This window comes from Streptomyces sp. NPDC003393 (assembly GCF_053589015.1).
The window spans coordinates 238,535-254,915 of sequence record NZ_JBSFRB010000002.1 but is presented as its reverse complement, the minus strand read 5'-3'; the positions used below and the strand labels follow the sequence as shown (position 1 = coordinate 254,915).

The 16,381-nt window shown below is 72.1% G+C and carries 16 protein-coding genes; 6 read left to right on the top strand and 10 right to left on the bottom strand.

Translation table 11 applies throughout. The features are described from left to right. Positions 1-59: 59 nt before the first annotated feature. Genes ACWDUZ_RS03200 through ACWDUZ_RS03190 form a run of 3 tightly spaced genes read left to right on the top strand, consistent with a single transcriptional unit; the run spans position 60 to position 3,618 of the window. Positions 60-584, top strand: coding sequence for a PadR family transcriptional regulator (locus tag ACWDUZ_RS03200; RefSeq protein WP_451630034.1), 525 nt, complete (start codon positions 60-62; stop codon positions 582-584). Positions 585-589: 5 nt separating this feature from the next. Beyond that, complete coding sequence (locus ACWDUZ_RS03195) at positions 590-1,279, top strand: ABC transporter ATP-binding protein (protein ID WP_451630178.1); 690 nt, start codon at positions 590-592, stop codon at positions 1,277-1,279. Beyond that, positions 1,276-3,618, top strand: coding sequence for an ABC transporter permease (locus ACWDUZ_RS03190; RefSeq protein WP_451630033.1), 2,343 nt, complete (start codon positions 1,276-1,278; stop codon positions 3,616-3,618). Before ACWDUZ_RS03195 ends, ACWDUZ_RS03190 begins: the two co-directional genes overlap by 4 nt. 37 nt (positions 3,619-3,655) lie before the next feature. Here the strand turns inward: ACWDUZ_RS03190 and ACWDUZ_RS03185 are convergent, their stop codons facing one another. Continuing rightward, positions 3,656-4,612: a hydrogen peroxide-inducible genes activator gene (locus tag ACWDUZ_RS03185; protein WP_451630032.1), complete on the bottom strand. Its 957-nt coding sequence runs from the start codon at positions 4,610-4,612 to the stop codon at positions 3,656-3,658. A gap of 134 nt (positions 4,613-4,746) precedes the next feature. Between ACWDUZ_RS03185 and ACWDUZ_RS03180 the strand changes: the two genes are divergently transcribed. Together ACWDUZ_RS03180 and ACWDUZ_RS03175 are read left to right on the top strand one after the other, a co-directional pair. Beyond that, positions 4,747-5,301 (top strand): peroxiredoxin, encoded by a 555-nt coding sequence (locus ACWDUZ_RS03180; RefSeq protein ID WP_451630031.1) that lies wholly within the window; start codon positions 4,747-4,749, stop codon positions 5,299-5,301. A gap of 3 nt (positions 5,302-5,304) precedes the next feature. Further along, positions 5,305-5,838, top strand: a complete 534-nt coding sequence (locus tag ACWDUZ_RS03175) for an alkyl hydroperoxide reductase (protein WP_451630030.1) — start codon at positions 5,305-5,307, stop codon at positions 5,836-5,838. A 42-nt stretch (positions 5,839-5,880) separates the two neighbouring features. Here ACWDUZ_RS03175 and ACWDUZ_RS03170 read toward each other — a convergent pair whose 3' ends face one another. The 7 genes from ACWDUZ_RS03170 to ACWDUZ_RS03140 form a co-directional block, all read right to left on the bottom strand. Beyond that, positions 5,881-7,230 (bottom strand): AI-2E family transporter, encoded by a 1,350-nt coding sequence (locus ACWDUZ_RS03170; protein WP_451630029.1) that lies wholly within the window; start codon positions 7,228-7,230, stop codon positions 5,881-5,883. A 164-nt stretch (positions 7,231-7,394) separates the two neighbouring features. Beyond that, positions 7,395-8,090: an aggregation-promoting factor C-terminal-like domain-containing protein gene (locus tag ACWDUZ_RS03165; RefSeq protein WP_451630028.1), complete on the bottom strand. Its 696-nt coding sequence runs from the start codon at positions 8,088-8,090 to the stop codon at positions 7,395-7,397. Positions 8,091-8,536: 446 nt separating this feature from the next. Beyond that, on the bottom strand, positions 8,537-9,862 hold the full coding sequence (locus ACWDUZ_RS03160; RefSeq protein WP_451630027.1) for a PhoH family protein: 1,326 nt from the start codon (positions 9,860-9,862) through the stop codon (positions 8,537-8,539). Positions 9,863-10,203: 341 nt separating this feature from the next. Beyond that, a complete protein-coding gene (locus ACWDUZ_RS03155; protein ID WP_451630026.1) occupies positions 10,204-10,977 on the bottom strand; it encodes an isoprenyl transferase in 774 nt (257 codons plus the stop codon). A gap of 785 nt (positions 10,978-11,762) precedes the next feature. Next, on the bottom strand, positions 11,763-12,551 hold the full coding sequence (locus ACWDUZ_RS03150) for a methyltransferase domain-containing protein (RefSeq protein ID WP_451630025.1): 789 nt from the start codon (positions 12,549-12,551) through the stop codon (positions 11,763-11,765). Between the two features lie 150 nt (positions 12,552-12,701). Continuing rightward, entirely contained in the window at positions 12,702-13,583 is an 882-nt protein-coding gene (locus tag ACWDUZ_RS03145) for an LLM class flavin-dependent oxidoreductase (RefSeq protein WP_451630024.1), read from the bottom strand. 71 nt (positions 13,584-13,654) lie between these two features. Beyond that, complete coding sequence (locus ACWDUZ_RS03140; protein ID WP_451630023.1) at positions 13,655-14,398, bottom strand: prepilin peptidase; 744 nt, start codon at positions 14,396-14,398, stop codon at positions 13,655-13,657. A gap of 147 nt (positions 14,399-14,545) precedes the next feature. Between ACWDUZ_RS03140 and ACWDUZ_RS03135 the strand changes: the two genes are divergently transcribed. Further along, positions 14,546-14,953, top strand: coding sequence for a DUF192 domain-containing protein (locus ACWDUZ_RS03135; RefSeq protein ID WP_451630022.1), 408 nt, complete (start codon positions 14,546-14,548; stop codon positions 14,951-14,953). 169 nt (positions 14,954-15,122) lie between these two features. On the opposite strand, the gene ACWDUZ_RS03130 is transcribed toward ACWDUZ_RS03135, so the two are convergent. Both ACWDUZ_RS03130 and ACWDUZ_RS03125 read right to left on the bottom strand, forming a co-directional pair. Then, the gene (locus ACWDUZ_RS03130) at positions 15,123-15,653 is read right to left on the bottom strand and encodes a hypothetical protein (protein WP_451630021.1); all 531 of its coding nucleotides are present in this window, start codon (positions 15,651-15,653) and stop codon (positions 15,123-15,125) included. Next, positions 15,650-16,354 (bottom strand): hypothetical protein, encoded by a 705-nt coding sequence (locus tag ACWDUZ_RS03125; RefSeq protein ID WP_451630020.1) that lies wholly within the window; start codon positions 16,352-16,354, stop codon positions 15,650-15,652. Before ACWDUZ_RS03125 ends, ACWDUZ_RS03130 begins: the two co-directional genes overlap by 4 nt. Positions 16,355-16,381: the final 27 nt, after the last annotated feature.

The following is a 16,381-nucleotide window of genomic DNA, read 5'->3' as shown; positions in this document are numbered from 1 at the left end:
GATCATGTAGACACCAGGTGTATACATCCCGCGTATACACCCCGTGTACAGTGCTTGCCATGTCCATCAGTCACACCCTTTTGGGGCTCCTGGAGTCCGGCCCCCGCCACGGCTACGACCTCAAGCGGGTTTTCGACGAGAAGTTCGGTCACGACCGGCCGCTGCACTACGGCCAGGTCTACTCGACGATGTCCCGGCTGCTGAAGAACGGCCTCGTCGAAGTCGACGGAATCGAGGCCGGCGGCGGCCCCGAGCGCAAGCGCTACGCCATCACCGAGGCCGGCGTCACCGACGTCGAACAGTGGCTCGCCACCCCGGAGAAGCCCGAGCCCTACCTCCAGTCCACCCTCTACACCAAGGTGGTCCTGGCGCTGCTCACCCACCGGAACGCGGCGGACCTCCTCGACGCCCAGCGCGCCGAGCACCTGCGCGGCATGCGGATCCTGACCGACCGCAAGCGCAAGGGCGACCTCGCGGACCAGTTGATCTGCGACCACGCCCTGTTCCACATGGAAGCCGACCTGCGCTGGCTGGAACTGACCGCCGCCCGTCTGGACAAGCTCCGTGCGGCGGTGACCGCGTGACCGCTGTGGCCCCTCCCCCCGGCTCCCTGCTCACCGCCGAGAATCTGCACAAGACCTACGGCCCGACCACCGCGCTGGACGGCGCCCGGTTCTCCATCCATCCCGGCGAGATCGTCGCGGTGATGGGCCCCTCCGGCTCCGGCAAGTCCACGCTGCTGCACTGCCTCGCCGGGATCGTCGTGCCCGACTCCGGGTCCATCACCTACGACGGCCGCGAGCTGTCCGCCATGTCCGACGCCCAGCGCAGCGCGCTGCGCCGCTCCGACTTCGGGTTCGTCTTCCAGTTCGGCCAACTGGTCCCCGAGCTCACCTGCGTGGAGAACGTGGCCCTGCCGCTCCGGCTGAACGGCACCTCCCGCAAGGAGGCCGAGCAGCGCTCGCTGGCGTGCATGGAACGCCTCGAGGTCCAGGATCTGGCCAAGAAGCGGCCCGGCGAGGTGTCCGGCGGTCAGGGCCAGCGCGTGGCCGTCGCCCGCGCCCTGGTCACCAGCCCGCGCGTGCTGTTCGCCGACGAACCGACCGGCGCGCTGGACTCCCTCAACGGCGAACGCGTCATGGAACTGCTCACCGAGGCCGCCCGGTCCGCCAACGCCGCGGTGGTGCTGGTCACGCACGAGGCGAGGGTGGCCGCGTACTCCGACCGCGAGATCGTCGTACGGGACGGCAGGTCCCGGGACATGGAGCGGATCGTATGAGGACGCTCCAGTGGGCCCGCGACCTGCGCATGGGGGCCAAGTTCGCCGTCACCGGCGGGCGCGAGGGCTGGGGCCGGCTGCTGCTGACGGCCGTCGGCGTCGGCCTCGGGGTGGCGCTGCTGCTGCTGACCACCGCGATCCCGAGCGCGCTGTCGGTCCGGCACCAGCGCGAGGACGCCCGCCGGGACCTCACCTACAGCCAGACGAACCAGAAGAAGGCCGACGACACCCTGCTCATCGCCGCAGCCGACACGGCGTTCCGCGGCAAGGACGTCCGCGGACGGCTGGTGCAGCCGGAGGGCCCGCGGGCCCCCCTGCCGCCGGGCGTGGCCAAGTTCCCCGCACCGGGCGAGATGGTGGTCTCCCCCGCGCTGAAGAAGCTGCTCGCCTCCGGCGACGGCAAGCTGCTGCGCGAGCGGCTGCCCTACCGCGTGACCGGAACGATCGGCGAGCGCGGGCTCATCGGCTCGCAGGAGCTCGCCTACTACGCCGGCGGACAGAACCTGGCGAAGCAACTGGGCGGCTGGCGGGCGGCCCGGATCGGCAAATTCGGCCCGGAGCACCCGGATCCGTCGGAGAAGACGGACCCGGTCCTGGTCCTGCTGGTCCTGGTGGTCTTCGTGGTGCTGCTGATGCCCGTCGCCGTGTTCATCGCCGCGGCCGTGCGCTTCGGCGGCGAGCGGCGCGACCGCAGACTGGCCGCGCTGCGGCTGGTCGGCTCCGACGGCGGGATGACCCGCCGGATCGCGGCGGGCGAGGCCCTTGCGGGCGCTCTGCTCGGGCTGGTGTTCGGCACCGTCTTCTTCCTGATCGGCCGTCAGGCCGCCGGGACGGTGGAGGTGCTCGACATCAGCGTCTTCCCCAGCTATCTCAACCCCACGCCCGCACTGGCCGCGCTGGTCGCGGTCGCCGTGCCGGCGGCGGCGGTCCTGGTCACCCTGTTCGCGCTGCGCGGGGTCGTCATCGAACCGCTCGGAGTGGTCCGCACCGCCAAACCGGCCCGGCGCCGGCTGTGGTGGCGGCTGCTGCTGCCGCTGGGCGGGCTGGCGATGCTGTACCCGATGGTCGGCCAGGGCCGCGACAACGGGAGCTTCAACCAGTACCTGGTGATCGGCGGTGTGGTGCTGCTGCTGGTCGGCGTCACCGCGCTGCTGCCGTGGATCGTGGAGGCGGTGGTGGCCCGGCTCGGCGCGGGCGGGGTGTCGTGGCAACTGGCGGTGCGCCGGCTGCAGCTGAGCAGCGGTACCGCGGCCCGCATGGTGAACGGCATCGCGGTCGCGGTGGCCGGGGCGATCGCCCTGCAGATGCTGTTCGCGGGCGTGCAGGGCGACTACACCAAGCGCACCGGCAAGGACCTCTCGCGGGCCCAGATGCAGGTGCACGTGCCGAACGGCGACCCGCTGGCCCGGGCCGTCGACAGGTTCGCCGGCACCCAGGGGGTGCGCAAGGCCACCGGGCTGGCGTCCGGTGACTTCGGTGACCGTCCCTGGGACGACCAGGGTCCCGACAAGACGGCCCAGGTGACGGTCGGCGACTGCGCGGCCCTGCGCGAGGTGGCGAGCCTGCCGTCCTGTCACGACGGGGACGTGTTCCTGCTCCAGGGCGCCGAGTACGACGCCCACGCGCCGGAGCTCGCCAGGCCGGGACGCACGCTGTACCTCGACAGCTACAACCCCGCCGACCGGGACAAGCGCCTGACCTGGACCGTCCCGCACACCCTGAAGCGGGCCCGCTCCATGGACGACCCCACCGGGTACAGGCGCGGCGGGTTCCTGATGACGCCGGCCGCGACGCCCGCGCCGATCGCCGCCACGGTCACCGGCACGGTCTACCTGTCGCTCGACGAGTCGGTACCGGACGCCCGCGAGTACGCCCGGAACACGGCGGCGAAGATCGACCCGATGGCCGACGTGATGGTGTGGGCGGAGAGCGAGCAGTCCCAGAAGTTCACGTCGATCCGCACCGGCCTGTTCGTCGGCGCCACCTGTGTGCTGGCGCTGATCGGCGCGAGCCTGCTGGTGTCCCAGCTGGAGCAGTTGCGCGAGCGCCGGAAGCTGCTGTCGGCGCTGGTCGCCTTCGGCACCCGGCGGCGCACGCTGACCCTGTCGGTGCTGTGGCAGACGGCGGTCCCGATCGCGCTGGGCCTGCTGCTGGCCTCGGCCGTCGGGCTGACGCTGGGGGCGGTCCTGCTGAAGATGACGGCCACGACGGTGGCCGTGGACTGGCCGAGCGTGCTGTCGATGACCGGCGTCGGCGCCGGCGTGGTCCTCGCGGTCACCCTGCTCAGCCTGCCTCCGCTGCTGCGCCTGATGCGCCCGGACGGGCTGCGCACGGAGTGAGCCCCGGCGCTCGGGAAGCCTTTCCCGGGCTCGGGGATCAGGAACCGCCGTCCAGCACCCGCACGGGCAGCGCCCGGAGGTCCTCCCGCAGGGCGGCGGCCAGTTCCCGGTACTCGGCGCCGCGGGCCGCACCGGTCCGCATGGCGAGGGCGATCCGGCGGGAGGGGGCGGGATCGGCGAAGGAGCCGGTCAGCAGCTGGCTGCTGCGGGAGGTCTCGACCTTGAGGGCGGTGCGCGGCAGCAGGGTGCAGCCGAGCCCGCCGGCGACGAGCTGGACGAGCGTCGACAGGCCGGCCGCGGTGGTGGTGACCGGCGCGTCCTCGCGCCCCGCCTCCCGGCAGATGTCCAGGGCCTGGTCGCGCAGGCAGTGCCCCTCGTCCAGGAGCAGCAGGTTCAGCTCCTTCAGGGCCTCGCGCGGTATGCCCTCCCGGCCGCCGAGACGGTGGCCGAGCGGGGTGACGAGCAGGAAGTCCTCGTCGAACAACGGCAGTTCGGTGACTCCGGGCACCCCCAGCGGCACCGCGAGCAGCAGCAGGTCGAGCCGCCCGCCGGCCAGCCCCTCCAGCAGGTTCGCGGTCTGCTCCTCGTGGACCTGGAGGTCCAGGTCGGGGTAGCGGTCGTGGACCAGGCGCAGGACCGTGGGCAGCAGATACGGCGCGACGGTCGGGATGACGCCGAGTCTGAGGACGCCGGTGAAGGGCGCCCGGAGGGCCTCGGCCTCCTCCAGCAGGGCGCCGACCTCGTCGAGCACCGCCTTGCTGCGCGCGGCGAGGCGCTCGCCGGCGGGCGAGAGCAGCACCTTGCGCGTCGTACGCTCCACCAGGGTGACGCCGAGGGTATCCTCCAGCGCGGAGACGGCGCCGGAGAGCGCCGGCTGGCTCATGCCGATCGCGGCGGCGGCGTCCCGGAAGTGCAGATGCTCGGCCACGGCGGCGAAGGCGCGCAGCTGGGACAGGCTGGGCAGCTGCCTTCTGCGCCCATTACCGACAGTCACTGATAGCTACCTCCGATCAACACGACCAAGTGTAGCTATTTCCGTAATCAATCGACGGTGTGCCACCATCACCGAGGTCCAACCCCATGGGAAGCCCCGCCACAAGCGGTGTTTCCTCGCTGCAAGGAGAGCGTGTGCTCACTGTCGGTGACAAGTTCCCCGAGTTCGAACTGACTGCCTGTGTCTCGCTGGAGAAGGGCAAGGAGTTCGAGAAGATCAACCACAAGACCTATGAGGGCAAGTGGAAGGTGATCTTCGCCTGGCCCAAGGACTTCACCTTCGTGTGCCCGACCGAGATCGCCGCCTTCGGCAAGCTGAACGAGGAGTTCGCCGACCGCGACGCCCAGGTCCTCGGCTTCTCCGGTGACTCGGAGTTCGTCCACCACGCCTGGCGCAAGGACCACGACGACCTGCGTGACCTGCCCTTCCCGATGATGGCCGACTCCAAGCACGAGCTCATGCGCGACCTCGGCATCGAGGACGAGGAGGGCTTCGCCAAGCGTGCCGTCTTCATCGTCGACCAGAACAACGAGATCCAGTTCACCATGGTGACGGCGGGCTCGGTCGGCCGTAACCCCAAGGAGGTCCTGCGGGTCCTGGACGCCCTGCAGACCGACGAGCTGTGCCCGTGCAACTGGACCAAGGGCGACGAGACCCTCGACCCGGTCGCGCTGCTGGCTGGTGAGTGAGGCATGTCCCTCGACTCCCTGAAGTCCGCCCTGCCGGACTACGCCAAGGACCTGCGGCTCAACCTGGGCTCGGTCATCGGCAACAGCGACCTGCCCGCGCAGCAGCTGTGGGGCACGGTGCTGGCCACGGCGATCGCCGCGCGCTCGCCGATCGTGCTGCGCGAGCTGGCACCGGAGGCGAAGGCGAATCTGTCGCCCGAGGCGTACACCGCGGCCAAGTCCGCGGCCGCGATCATGGCGATGAACAACGTCTTCTACCGCACCCGGCACCTGCTGTCGGACCACGAGTACGGCACCCTGCGGGCCGGCCTGCGGATGAACGTCATCGGCAACCCGGGCGTCGACAAGGTCGACTTCGAGCTGTGGTCCTTCGCGGTCTCGGCCATCAACGGCTGCGGCATGTGCCTGGACTCCCATGAGCAGGTGCTGCGCAAGGCGGGCGTCGACCGTGAGGTCGTCCAGGAGGCCTTCAAGATCGCCGCGGTGGTCCAGGCCGTCGCGACGACCCTGGACGCCGAGGCGGCGCTGGCCGAGTAGTACGGCCGCCGCCCCGAGCGCCGTCGCTTCCCGGAGCCCCGTTCACCCCTGCGGTGAACGGGGCTCCGGCCGTTGGTCGGGCCCTTGCTCCGGCCGGGTGTCCGCCGGACGCGCCACGACGTCGGCCGAAGGGGTCGCGCCACGCGGCCGGGGCGAGTGGCGCAGGGCCTGTTCGTGGGAGTACGCGCGCAGGTACCCGACCACCGTGTTGGTGACCGCGACCAGCGGCACCGCCACCACCGCACCGCCGATCCCCGCGATCATGCCGCCCGCGGCGACCGACAGGACCACCGCAAGCGGATGGACCCGGACCGCCCGGCCCAGGATGAACGGCTGCAGCACATGTCCCTCGATCTGCTGCACCGCCAGCACCACGACCAGCACCATCACCGCCGTGAACACACCCTGGGTGACCAGCGCCACCACCACGGCCAGCGCGCCGGACACCACCGCGCCCACCAGCGGAACGAACGCGAACAGGAAGATGAACACCGCCAGCGGCACGGCCATCGGCACGTCCAGGAAGTAGATCCCCAGGCCGATGAAGATGGCGTCGATCAGCGCGACGATCACTGTGCCCCGCACATACGCCGTCAGCGTGCGCCAGGCGCGTGGACCGGCGCCAGCCACGCCCGGCCGGGCCGCGGCCGGCACCAGCTTCAGCGTCCACTCCCAGATCCGCCGACCGTCGTAGAGCAGGAACAGCGTGGAGAAGATGGTCAGGAGGATCCCGGTGAGCGCCTCCACGACCACCGTCACGCCCTCCAGGCCGGCCGAGGTGATCTGGTCGGTGTTGGCTCCGATGGCCTCGCGCAGGTTCTTGGCGATCTGGTTGATCTGCTTGTCGGTGACGTGGAACGGGCTGTTCAGCAGCCACTTGCGCAGCTCGTCGATGCCGTCCTGGACCTGATTGGAGAGGTTGTCGATGTTCTCCATGACCTGCCAGGTCACGAACCACCCGATCAGGCCCATGATGACGAAGCCGAGGAAGGCGGTCAGCGCGGTCGCGGGCCCGCGCGGCAACCCGTAGCGCCGTAGCCGCGCCACGGTCGGCTGCATCAGCGCCGTGATGAGCAGCGCGCCCACGAAGGCGAGGACCACCAGTTGCACGGCGCTGATGACCCGCATCAGCACCCACACCGTGCCGGCGAGCACCAGGACCCGCCAGCCGGCCTCCGCGGCCACCCGCACACCCCAGGGCACGGCCTGGGCGGGGTCGGGCCGGGCCGGCACGGCCGTCACCCGGTCGGGGACCGGCGTGCCGTCCACGGCGGGCTCCGCTGCGGGCCCGGCGTGCTCCTTCTCCACCTCGGCGCGGCGCTCGTCCAACCGCTCACCCATCTCGGTCAGCCCCGCGCCGAGCCGTCCGAGCCACCCTGGCACTCGCGACATGATCCGTCCTCTTCCCCCGTCTCTCCCCACCACTCCCCCCTGGAGTCGTCCCGTCAGACGCTACATGGCAACAGCCCCTCTCCCTAGGACGGGAAAGGGGCTGTGCGGGGTTGAGAGGCTCGGGGCGGAACCCGGGCCGCGCAGTCCGGGACCGGTGGCCGGTCTCAGTACCAGTGGTTGGCCGACCAGAACGACCAGGCCTGGCACGGGCTGCCGTAGCGGCTGTTCATGTAGTTGAGGCCCCACTTGATCTGGGTGGCCGGGTTGGTCCGCCAGTCGGCGCCGGCGGAGGCGTACTTGCCGGCCGGCAGGGCCTGGAAGAGGCCGTAGGCTCCGGAGGAGGCGTTGACCGCCCGGTAGTTCCAGCTGGACTCGTGGTTCACGATGTTGCTGAAGCACTGGAACTGTCCGCTGGGCACCATCTGACGCGCCATCGCCTGGATCTGCGCGACGGTGTAGGAGCTCTGGACGGAGAAGCTGGAGGCGTCGCGGGTCGCGCTGCGGCTGGCCGCCTTCTCCCGCTCCTCACGCTCCTTGGCTTCCTTGGCGGCCTTCTCGGCCTCGGCCTTCTTGGCGTACGCGGTCTTGGCGGCCGCCTTGCGCGCGGCCTCCTCGGCGTCCTTCTTGGCGCTCGTGTCCGCGGCGATGGCCTGGACATCGGCCTGCTGCACGAGGGAGGCCGTCTGGACCTGGGCCTGCTGACCAGCGGGTATGTCGGCGAGCAGCGTGGCGTCGGCTGCCGTCGCTTCGGCGTCGTTGTTCTGCGCGGTGCTGCCCGAGGCAACACCGACGACGCTTCCGACAGCGGTGACCGCGGTGGCCGAGGCCACTGCGAATCCCCGGACCGAGATCCGGCTCACACGGGTTCCTTCCAGCATCGCCCGCTTCGGTGACCCTGGCGGACGCAATCGTGCCCCTGGCACTGGCCTCCCAACTGCGGGGTCACGGGAGGCGCGGGCCCGGTGGGCAACTCCCGTCACGGGAGCGCCGCGTGTTGCTCGGGCGGCATACGACGAAGCTATGCAGTTGGGGGTGGTGCTCAGGTGGTGCTGCACCGCTGGGGATGCAGGTGTGTCGTATGCGGGGCCTGACAGGAGTGAGACTCTGCCGTAACCCGATACCGCAAGGCAATTCTGCGTTGCGTGTGAAAGCTCACATCCCGTTTGGAGCACGCGATTCCGTGAATGTCCCACACACGACGGCGCCGCCCGGCTAGGCTCTCGGGCTTTGCCCGAGCCGCCGGACGGCGCCAACTCCCGCACATGTGCCCGATTACGGGACAACAGTGCGAACGGGAATCAATGCATCAGATGTGCCCGTCCTCCAGCATTTCGGTCACCAGTGCGGCGATCTGCGACCGCTCGGACCGGGTCAGCGTCACATGGGCGAAGAGCGGATGCCCCTTCAGCTTCTCCACCACGGCGACCACACCGTCGTAGCGGCCGACCCGCAGGTTGTCCCGCTGTGCCACGTCGTGGGTGAGCACCACCCGTGAGCCCGCCCCGATCCGGGACAGCACGGTCAGCAGGACGTTCCGCTCCAGCGACTGGGCCTCGTCCACGATGACGAACGCGTCGTGCAGCGACCGGCCGCGGATGTGGGTGAGCGGCAGCACCTCCAGCATCCCGCGCGCGGTGACCTCCTCGATGACCTCCCGGGAGGTGACGGCCGACAGCGTGTCGAAGACCGCCTGCGCCCAGGGGCTCATCTTCTCCGCCTCGGTGCCGGGCAGATAACCGAGCTCCTGCCCGCCGACCGCGTACAGCGGGCGGAAGACCATCACCTTCTGGTGCTGACGGCGCTCCAGCACCGCCTCGAGCCCCGCGCACAGCGCCAGCGCGGACTTGCCGGTGCCGGCCCGGCCGCCCATCGAGACGATCCCGACGTCCGGGTCCAGCAGCAGGTCGAGCGCGATGCGCTGCTCGGCGCTGCGGCCCTTGATGCCGAACGCCTCCCGGTCGCCGCGCACCAGCCGGATGTCGCCCTCGGCCGTCACCCGGCCCAGGGCCTTGCCGCGCTCCGACTGGATCGTCAGGCCCGTGTGCACCGGCAGTCCGGCGGCTTCGGGGACGTGGACGTGCCCCTCCTCGAAGAGGATGTCCACCTGTTCGCCCGGCAGGGTGAGTTCGGACATGCCGGTCCAGCCGGAGTTCTCCGTGATGGCGAGTTCGGCCCGGTACTCCTCGGCGAGGAGCCCCACGGAGGACGCCTTGATGCGCAGCGGCAGGTCCTTGGAGACGACCGTGACGTCGTACCCCTCGGCCTGGAGGTTGCGGGCGACCGCGAGGATGCGCGAGTCGTTGTCCCCCAGGCGGTAGCCGGTGGGCAGCACGCTGGGGTCCGAGTGGTTGAGCTCGACCCGGACCGTTCCGCCGAGTTCCCCGATCGGGATGGGGGCGTCGAGGCGGCCGTGCCGGACCCGGTAGTCGTCCAGCAGCCGCAGGGCCTGCCGGGCGAAGTACCCGAGTTCGGGATGGTGCCGCTTGGCCTCCAGTTCCGTGACCACGACGACGGGGAGCACGACCTCGTGCTCGTCGAAGCGGGTCAGGGCGTTCGGGTCCGCCAGCAGGACGCTGGTGTCGAGAACGTAGGTGCGCCGATCTGGCTTGTGGCGCTTTGTGCTGGTCACCACGGAAGGACGTACCCCCTCGGATGAGGTCGGGGAGCGACGAGGCTGATGCCGGGCCGGGAGGGCGGGGGCATAGGGGCCGGTCGCCGACCCCCGCACACGGGGGCCGGGAACCGGCCCTGAAGCGTCCTTCTCCGTGCTGCTACCGCACGGTGCGGCTGGTGCAAAGGGCCTCCCGGGCGGACGGCTCCGCGCCGCCCGCTGAGATCCGACACCCGTGGTTCGGGTGTCGACCTGTCTGGCTTATGCCCTCGAACATGCGCCGCCATGCAAATGCATGGCACGGCACACGGATGAACCGTTCGTGACCAGCGGGTACGTCGTCGGTGGCGGGCGCCTGCGGGTCAGCCGCCGTAACGGCGGTGGCGGGCGGCGTAGTCGCGCAGCGCGCGCAGGAAGTCGACCTTGCGGAAGGCCGGCCAGAAGACCTCGCAGAAGTAGTACTCGGAGTGCGCGGTCTGCCAGAGCATGAACCCGGACAGCCGCTGCTCGCCGCTGGTGCGGATGACCAGGTCCGGGTCGGGCTGCGCCTTGGTGTACAGGTGGCGGCCGATCATGTCGACGTCGACGGCCTCGGCGAGGTCCTCCATGGACACGCCCCGCTCGTGGGCGTCGTGGAGCATGGAGCGCACCGCGTCGGCGATCTCCTGGCGGCCGCCGTAGCCGATGGCGACGTTGACGAGTATGCCGTCGACGTCGGCGGTGGCCTCCTCGGCCTCCTTCAGGGTGGCCTGCATGCCCGGCGGGAGCAGGTCCATGGTGCCGACGTGGTGCACGCGCCAGCGGCCGTCGGCGGCCAGCGAGCGGACGACGTCCTCGATGATGCCGAGGAGGGGGACGAGTTCCTCCTGGGGCCGGTCGAAGTTGTCGGTGGACAGCAGCCAGAGGGTGACGACCTCGACGTCGGTCTCGGAGCACCAGCCGAGGAACTCCTCGATGTTGTCGGCGCCGGCCCGGTGACCGTGCTCGGTGGTGGAACCCGCGGCCTTCGCCCAGCGCCGGTTGCCGTCCATGATGACGCCGATGTGCTTGGGCACCTGAGCGTGGTCCAGGTGGCCTTCCACCCGGCGCGTGTACAGCCTGACCAGCAGGCCGCGCAGCTTGTCGCGCAGGTTCACGTGTTCGTCAGCCCCTCCGTATGGATCGGACAGGCGCGACCGGGGTGTTCCCTGTCCGTGCGGCGGCCTGGTCCGTATGGCGGTCCCCGGGGGCGAAGCCTACCCCCGGCACACCCAGGGTCCCCCAAAGGGTTGTCATGCGCGCCCTGAAGCGGCGTCCGGATCCCACTTGTGGCAGAGCCGTGGCAGAACCCGTACCCGATCGCACCAGACCGGTGCCTTGTCGGGTCGAACGGGAGCCCCGTCGTCGGGACAAGAAAACGGGCCGGTCCGTGGGGGGGAGACGGACCGGCCCGAGGGGGGGTTTCCACCATAACCCTTCGTAAGTGATGCTGCGTGCATCAGCGCGCCACAACTACTCTCCGAAATCGCCCGGCGACGCGTCGAGAGCGCTGGAAGCGGCCATTCCGCGCCAGATCATGGCCGGATGACAGCGGATTCACCGGAAAACCAGGCGGGATCGGCGACATCGGGAGGGTTTGCGCCATCTGGGGACCACTCGGTGAGTCGTCCCCGCGTCCCTCCCACGGGCGACCGGGTGGCGAACGTCCGCTTGACGCCGCGGACCGCCCCTCCTCGCCCGCCCCGGGCTCGCGGAGCCGTCGCCATCAGCGGGCACCGCATCGCGCAGCCCCCTCCACTGCGCGATGCCACCCGCGCAGCTTTGCTCACGCGAATTACGTTGGTCTGAACTTACTGGAGTCATGGTCATGAGGGGAGGGGCCTGCGGTAACGATGTGGAAACTGTGGCACCCGAGTGCAGGTCGTCCGGTGCGCCACCGGCCTCACCCGGGTTTGCGCGCCTCGACGAGATGGCGGGTGCTGTGCGCCACGAACGGGCCCTCCTGCCGTATCCGCTCGTGCAGTTCCCGAAGCCGTCGCTCGTACGCCTCGACCGTGAAGCCGGGGACCATCCAGATCACCTTGCGCAGGAAGTGCACGACGGCCCCGATGTCGTGGAACTCCACGCGCAGCCGCTCGGCGCGCAGATCGACCACGTCCAGACCGGCGGCCTCCGCGTCCGCCCGCTCCCGGTCGGGGTGCCGGGCGCCACGCGACTCCTCCGGCCGCGGCCCGAGGAAGTACTCGACGAGTTCGAAGACGCTGGCGGGCCCCACGTGCTGGGCGAAGTACGTCCCGCCGGGTGCCAGGACGCGGGCGATCTCCTCCCAGTGCGGGCGGACGGGGTGCCGGCTGACGACGAGGTCGAAGGCGCCGCCCGCGAAGGGCAGCGGCGCGTCCTCGGCCGAGGTCACAACCACGACCCCGTGCGGACGCAGCACCTCGGTGGCCTTCGCCGCGTTGGGCGGCCATCCCTCGGTGGCGGCGAGCAGCGCCGGGCGGCGGGCGGCGCGGTCGAGGGCGAAGCCGAGGACCTCTCCTCCGCCGGTCTGCACGTCGAGGACGGCGTGCGCGCCGGACAGCCGGCCCGCCATCGAGACCGCGTACCCCCAGGACGGCCGCGCCTCGGTGGCCCGCCCCTCGAACCACGAGAAGTCCCATCCCTCGGTGGGCACGGAGGCCCCTTCGGCGACGAGGTCCTCGAACGAGCGGTGCTGCCGGTCTCCTGCCATACGGTGATCGTCGCAGGCGGGGACGGGGAAAGCTCCTGATTTTCACCCGGCACCGCGAGCGGGGCCTGGCACGGGACGACCCGTCACCCGAAAGACCTGTCACGGACAGGCCCCGTCACCCGCAAGACCTCTCACGAGCGGGACAGACGGTCACGGCACCAGCGGCCGTACCTCCTCGGCGGTGAAACGGATGAAGCCCTCGGGATCCGGTTCGTCCGCCGTGGGCTGGAGGATCACCGTGTCGGCACCGGCGTCGGCGAGCGCCCGGACCGCCCCGGCGACGGCCTCGGCGTCCCCGGCGGCCCCCAGGCAGGGGACGTCGGACCGGCCCTCGGCGGCCAGTTCGGCGCGCAACCGCGTCTCGGCGTCGGGGCCGGTCGCGGTGAGGAGGTAGACGACGACGCGGTGCGCGTCGGTGCGGCCGGCCGCCTGGCGCCCCTCGTCGACGAGGCGGCGGGCCCGGCGTACGCCGTCCGGGGGTGTGGCCGCGGTGAGGATCGTGCCGTCGGCCGCCTCGCCGGACAGGCGCAAGGTGCGGGGCCCGGTGGCGCCGGCGAGGACCGGGACGGCGCTCCCCGGTGGCGGCGGCCAGTCCAGGGCAACGTCGTCCAGACGGACGTAGCGCCCGTCCTTGGTGGTGACCCGCTCCCCGCGCAACAGGGCCCGCAGGGCGTCCAGGTGTTCGCGCAGCAGGGTCAGCGGGGACTCGGCCCGCGCGCCGACCTGTTCCATCCAGTCCTGGACGCCGTGCCCGACGCCGAGCGTGGCGCGGCCGGGGAAGAGCCGGTGCAGCGTGGCGGCCTCCATGGCGGTGACGGCGACGTTGCGCAGGGGCACGGGCAGCAGCCCGACCCCGACCCGCACCCGCTCCGTCCAGGCCAGCGCGGCAGCCGCCGTGGAGATCCCGCCCTCCAGGAAGCAGTCCTCCCACAGCCACAGTTCCTCCAGGCCGGTTTCGTCGGCGAGGCGGGCGATGGAGCGCAGCCGCTCGGGGGGCAGTTGGGGCCGGAAGACAGCACCGAGTCCAGTCATGACGGCCTTCTCCCCACTGGTCGCGCTCCTCACGCCCGCGCCATGCCCGTCGCGCCCGCGCACCCCGCTCCTCACGCCACCGCGAACGCGCCCAGCAGCACCCCCGTGAGCGCCCCGCCGATCATGAACGGCCCCAGGGGCATCGCGGACTTGCGCCCGGCCCGGCGCAGCAGGACCAGACCGAGCCCGTAGCAGGCGCCGTAGAGGATCCCGGCGAAGCCGCCCACGATCAGGACGGACCAGCCGTACCAGCCGAGGACCACCCCCAGTGCCAGCGCCAGTTTGACGTCGCCGAAGCCCATCCCGGCCGGGTTGACGCGGAACAGGACGAAGTACGTGGCGCCCAGGGCGAGTCCGCCGAGCAGCGCCGTCGGCCAGGACCCGGCGGCGGCGGGCAGCAGCGCGGCGACGCCCAGCAGTACGGCCGTCGCGGCGGCGAGCGGCAGCGTCAGGACGTCCGGCAGCCGGTGCACACGGTGGTCGACGAGCGCGAGCAGCACGCCGACCGGCGCGGCGAGCAGCCACACCACGGCCTCCGGCCGGGGGCCGGTCGCCGCGGCGAGCGCCGCGCAGACGAGGCCGGTCACCGCGCCGACGGCCGGCGTGCTCGGCCCGTACGCCCCGCAGCCCGCGGCGGCGGTGCAGCGGGCGGGCCCCGCCCAGCCCCCGAACGGCCCCGTGATCGCGTGCCCGTCCGGGCACTCCGCGCGCCACGCCTGCCCGGCGTCGACCGAGAACCGGTGGGCGGCGCGAGGCACCAGCAGCCCGGCGCCCGCGCCCCACAGGGCGGCGAGAACGATCAGTAGTACGCGCACGCCCGGACCCTAGCCCCGGCCCACCGGGCGCGGCATGGGCCCGTGGGCCCATGTGGGGCCCACATCCGGGCGGATACGGTCGCTTGGCGAGACCTCAGGACACGGCAAGGCACGGCAGGACACGGCAGTCGGGGAGGCGTTCCGGGGATGGGGCGACGCTGGCGGGACGGGCGGGGCGAGCTGGTGGTGCACGGGACCGCGCAGGCCGGCCGGGAGGGGACGCCACCGGTGGTGGTCCCGCTGGAGCTGGCGACCTCCTACCGGGCCCGCACCAAGGGGCTGCTCGGCCGTGACGGGGTCGACGGCGCGATCCTGCTCTCCCCCGCGGGCAGCGTGCACACCTTCGGCATGCGCATCCCCATCGACGTGGCCTACCTGGACCGCGGCCTGCGCGTCCTGACCGTCCGCACCATGCGGCCGGGCCGTCTGGGCCTGCCCCGCCTCCGCTCCCGCCACGTCCTGGAGGCGGAGGCCGGCGCCATGGCCGGGTGGGGGCTGCGGGTGGGGACGCGGGTGGAGGTGCGTGTGGCGGCGCGGGGAGCGGAGGCGGAGTGACGGCGGGGCGCCGCCGCGGCGGTTCGTGGCCGCGGCGGCCGCCGGTCACCATCCCTGCGGTGGGCCCGCGAGTGGATCATCCATGGCGGTCAGGACCCGGGCCGGTCGTACGGCGGCGGCGGCGCACGCAGCCGGGACAGGCAGAAGACGGACGACCGGCCAGGGTGGGTCAACCGTCCTCCAGTTCCACGAGCGGACGGTCGGTCACGGCCGCCGCGAGGACGAAGGGCGCGTCGCCGTCGCTCTGATCGAGGGAGACGGCGAGCCGGCGGTCGCCCCGGCCGGGTCCGGCCGGCAGCGGGCCCCACACGGCGAGGTCGCCGAGGAGGTCATGGGCACACAGCGCCTCGAAGAACGGGGGCATCGGCGCGCCCGCGACCCGGCGGAACAGCGGCACCCGCATGCCCACCCGGCGATGCGGTCCCCAGCGCCGGTCCAGCGCCCCGGCCAGCGCGGCCAGATGGGCGTGCGCCGTCTCCTCCGCCCGGTTCCACTCCGGCGCGTACACCCCGACGAGGGACGCGCTCTCCCAGAGCGGTACGAGCAGGAAACCCTCGCCCCGGGTGACGGACCACTCGCCCTTGGCCGGGTCGCCCTCGCTCGTCGTCGGTCCGCTCACGGGTATGTCCGCGGCGAGCAGGCCGTCGACGTCGCGAAGAGCTCGGTCCAGGGCGAACGGCTCACCCGCGCGGGCGGTCACAGAGTCGCCCGGTCCATGGGGCGGGGCAGGGGCCGCAGCGCGCCGGCGTCCCGCAGCCGCTCGTAGGCCCGGACCACGGGGGCCGTGTCGCCCGGGGGCGCGATGTCGAGCAGCACACCGCCCCCGCGCAGCTCCTTGCGCGGCACGGCGAGGTCCTCGGGCAGCAGGGCGGCCCGCGCCGGTGAGAGGTAGCCGGCCCACCCCACGCCCGGGTCGCCGACCTCGTGCCCGGCCTCGTCCTCCAGCGCGTCCATCACGTCGTCGTCCGTCACCTCGCCGACATCGGGCGCCCAGCTCTCGGCCACGACGGCCAGGAGTTCGGTGCCGGGCAGTTCCCCGTCCGCCGGTGCGCGGACGCCGATGACGAGCGACTGGAGGAGGAACTCCGGAGTGCCGCCCGCCAGCCCGCTCACCTCGACCTCCCAGCCGGGTGCTCCCGCGGCGACGAGCCGCAGCGCGGTGCCGTTGCCCTCCGACCAGTCGTCCGCGGCCTGAGATGCCGACAGGGCGTCGAGCAACGCGGCTTCCGTCGCGACGACTTGAGCAGCGGGTAAGCCGGCGCGGACCACGTCCCACGTCCCCGGCAGGTCCGCCCGGGCGAGCAGCCGGGACACCTGCTCCAGCGTCTCTCTCCAGCGGCCGGCCAGTTGCTCGACCGGCTCCTGCCGAGGGCCCCAGAAGGCCCGCACCAGACGTCGCATCCCCGCGCCTCCGTCGTCGCCTCTCGT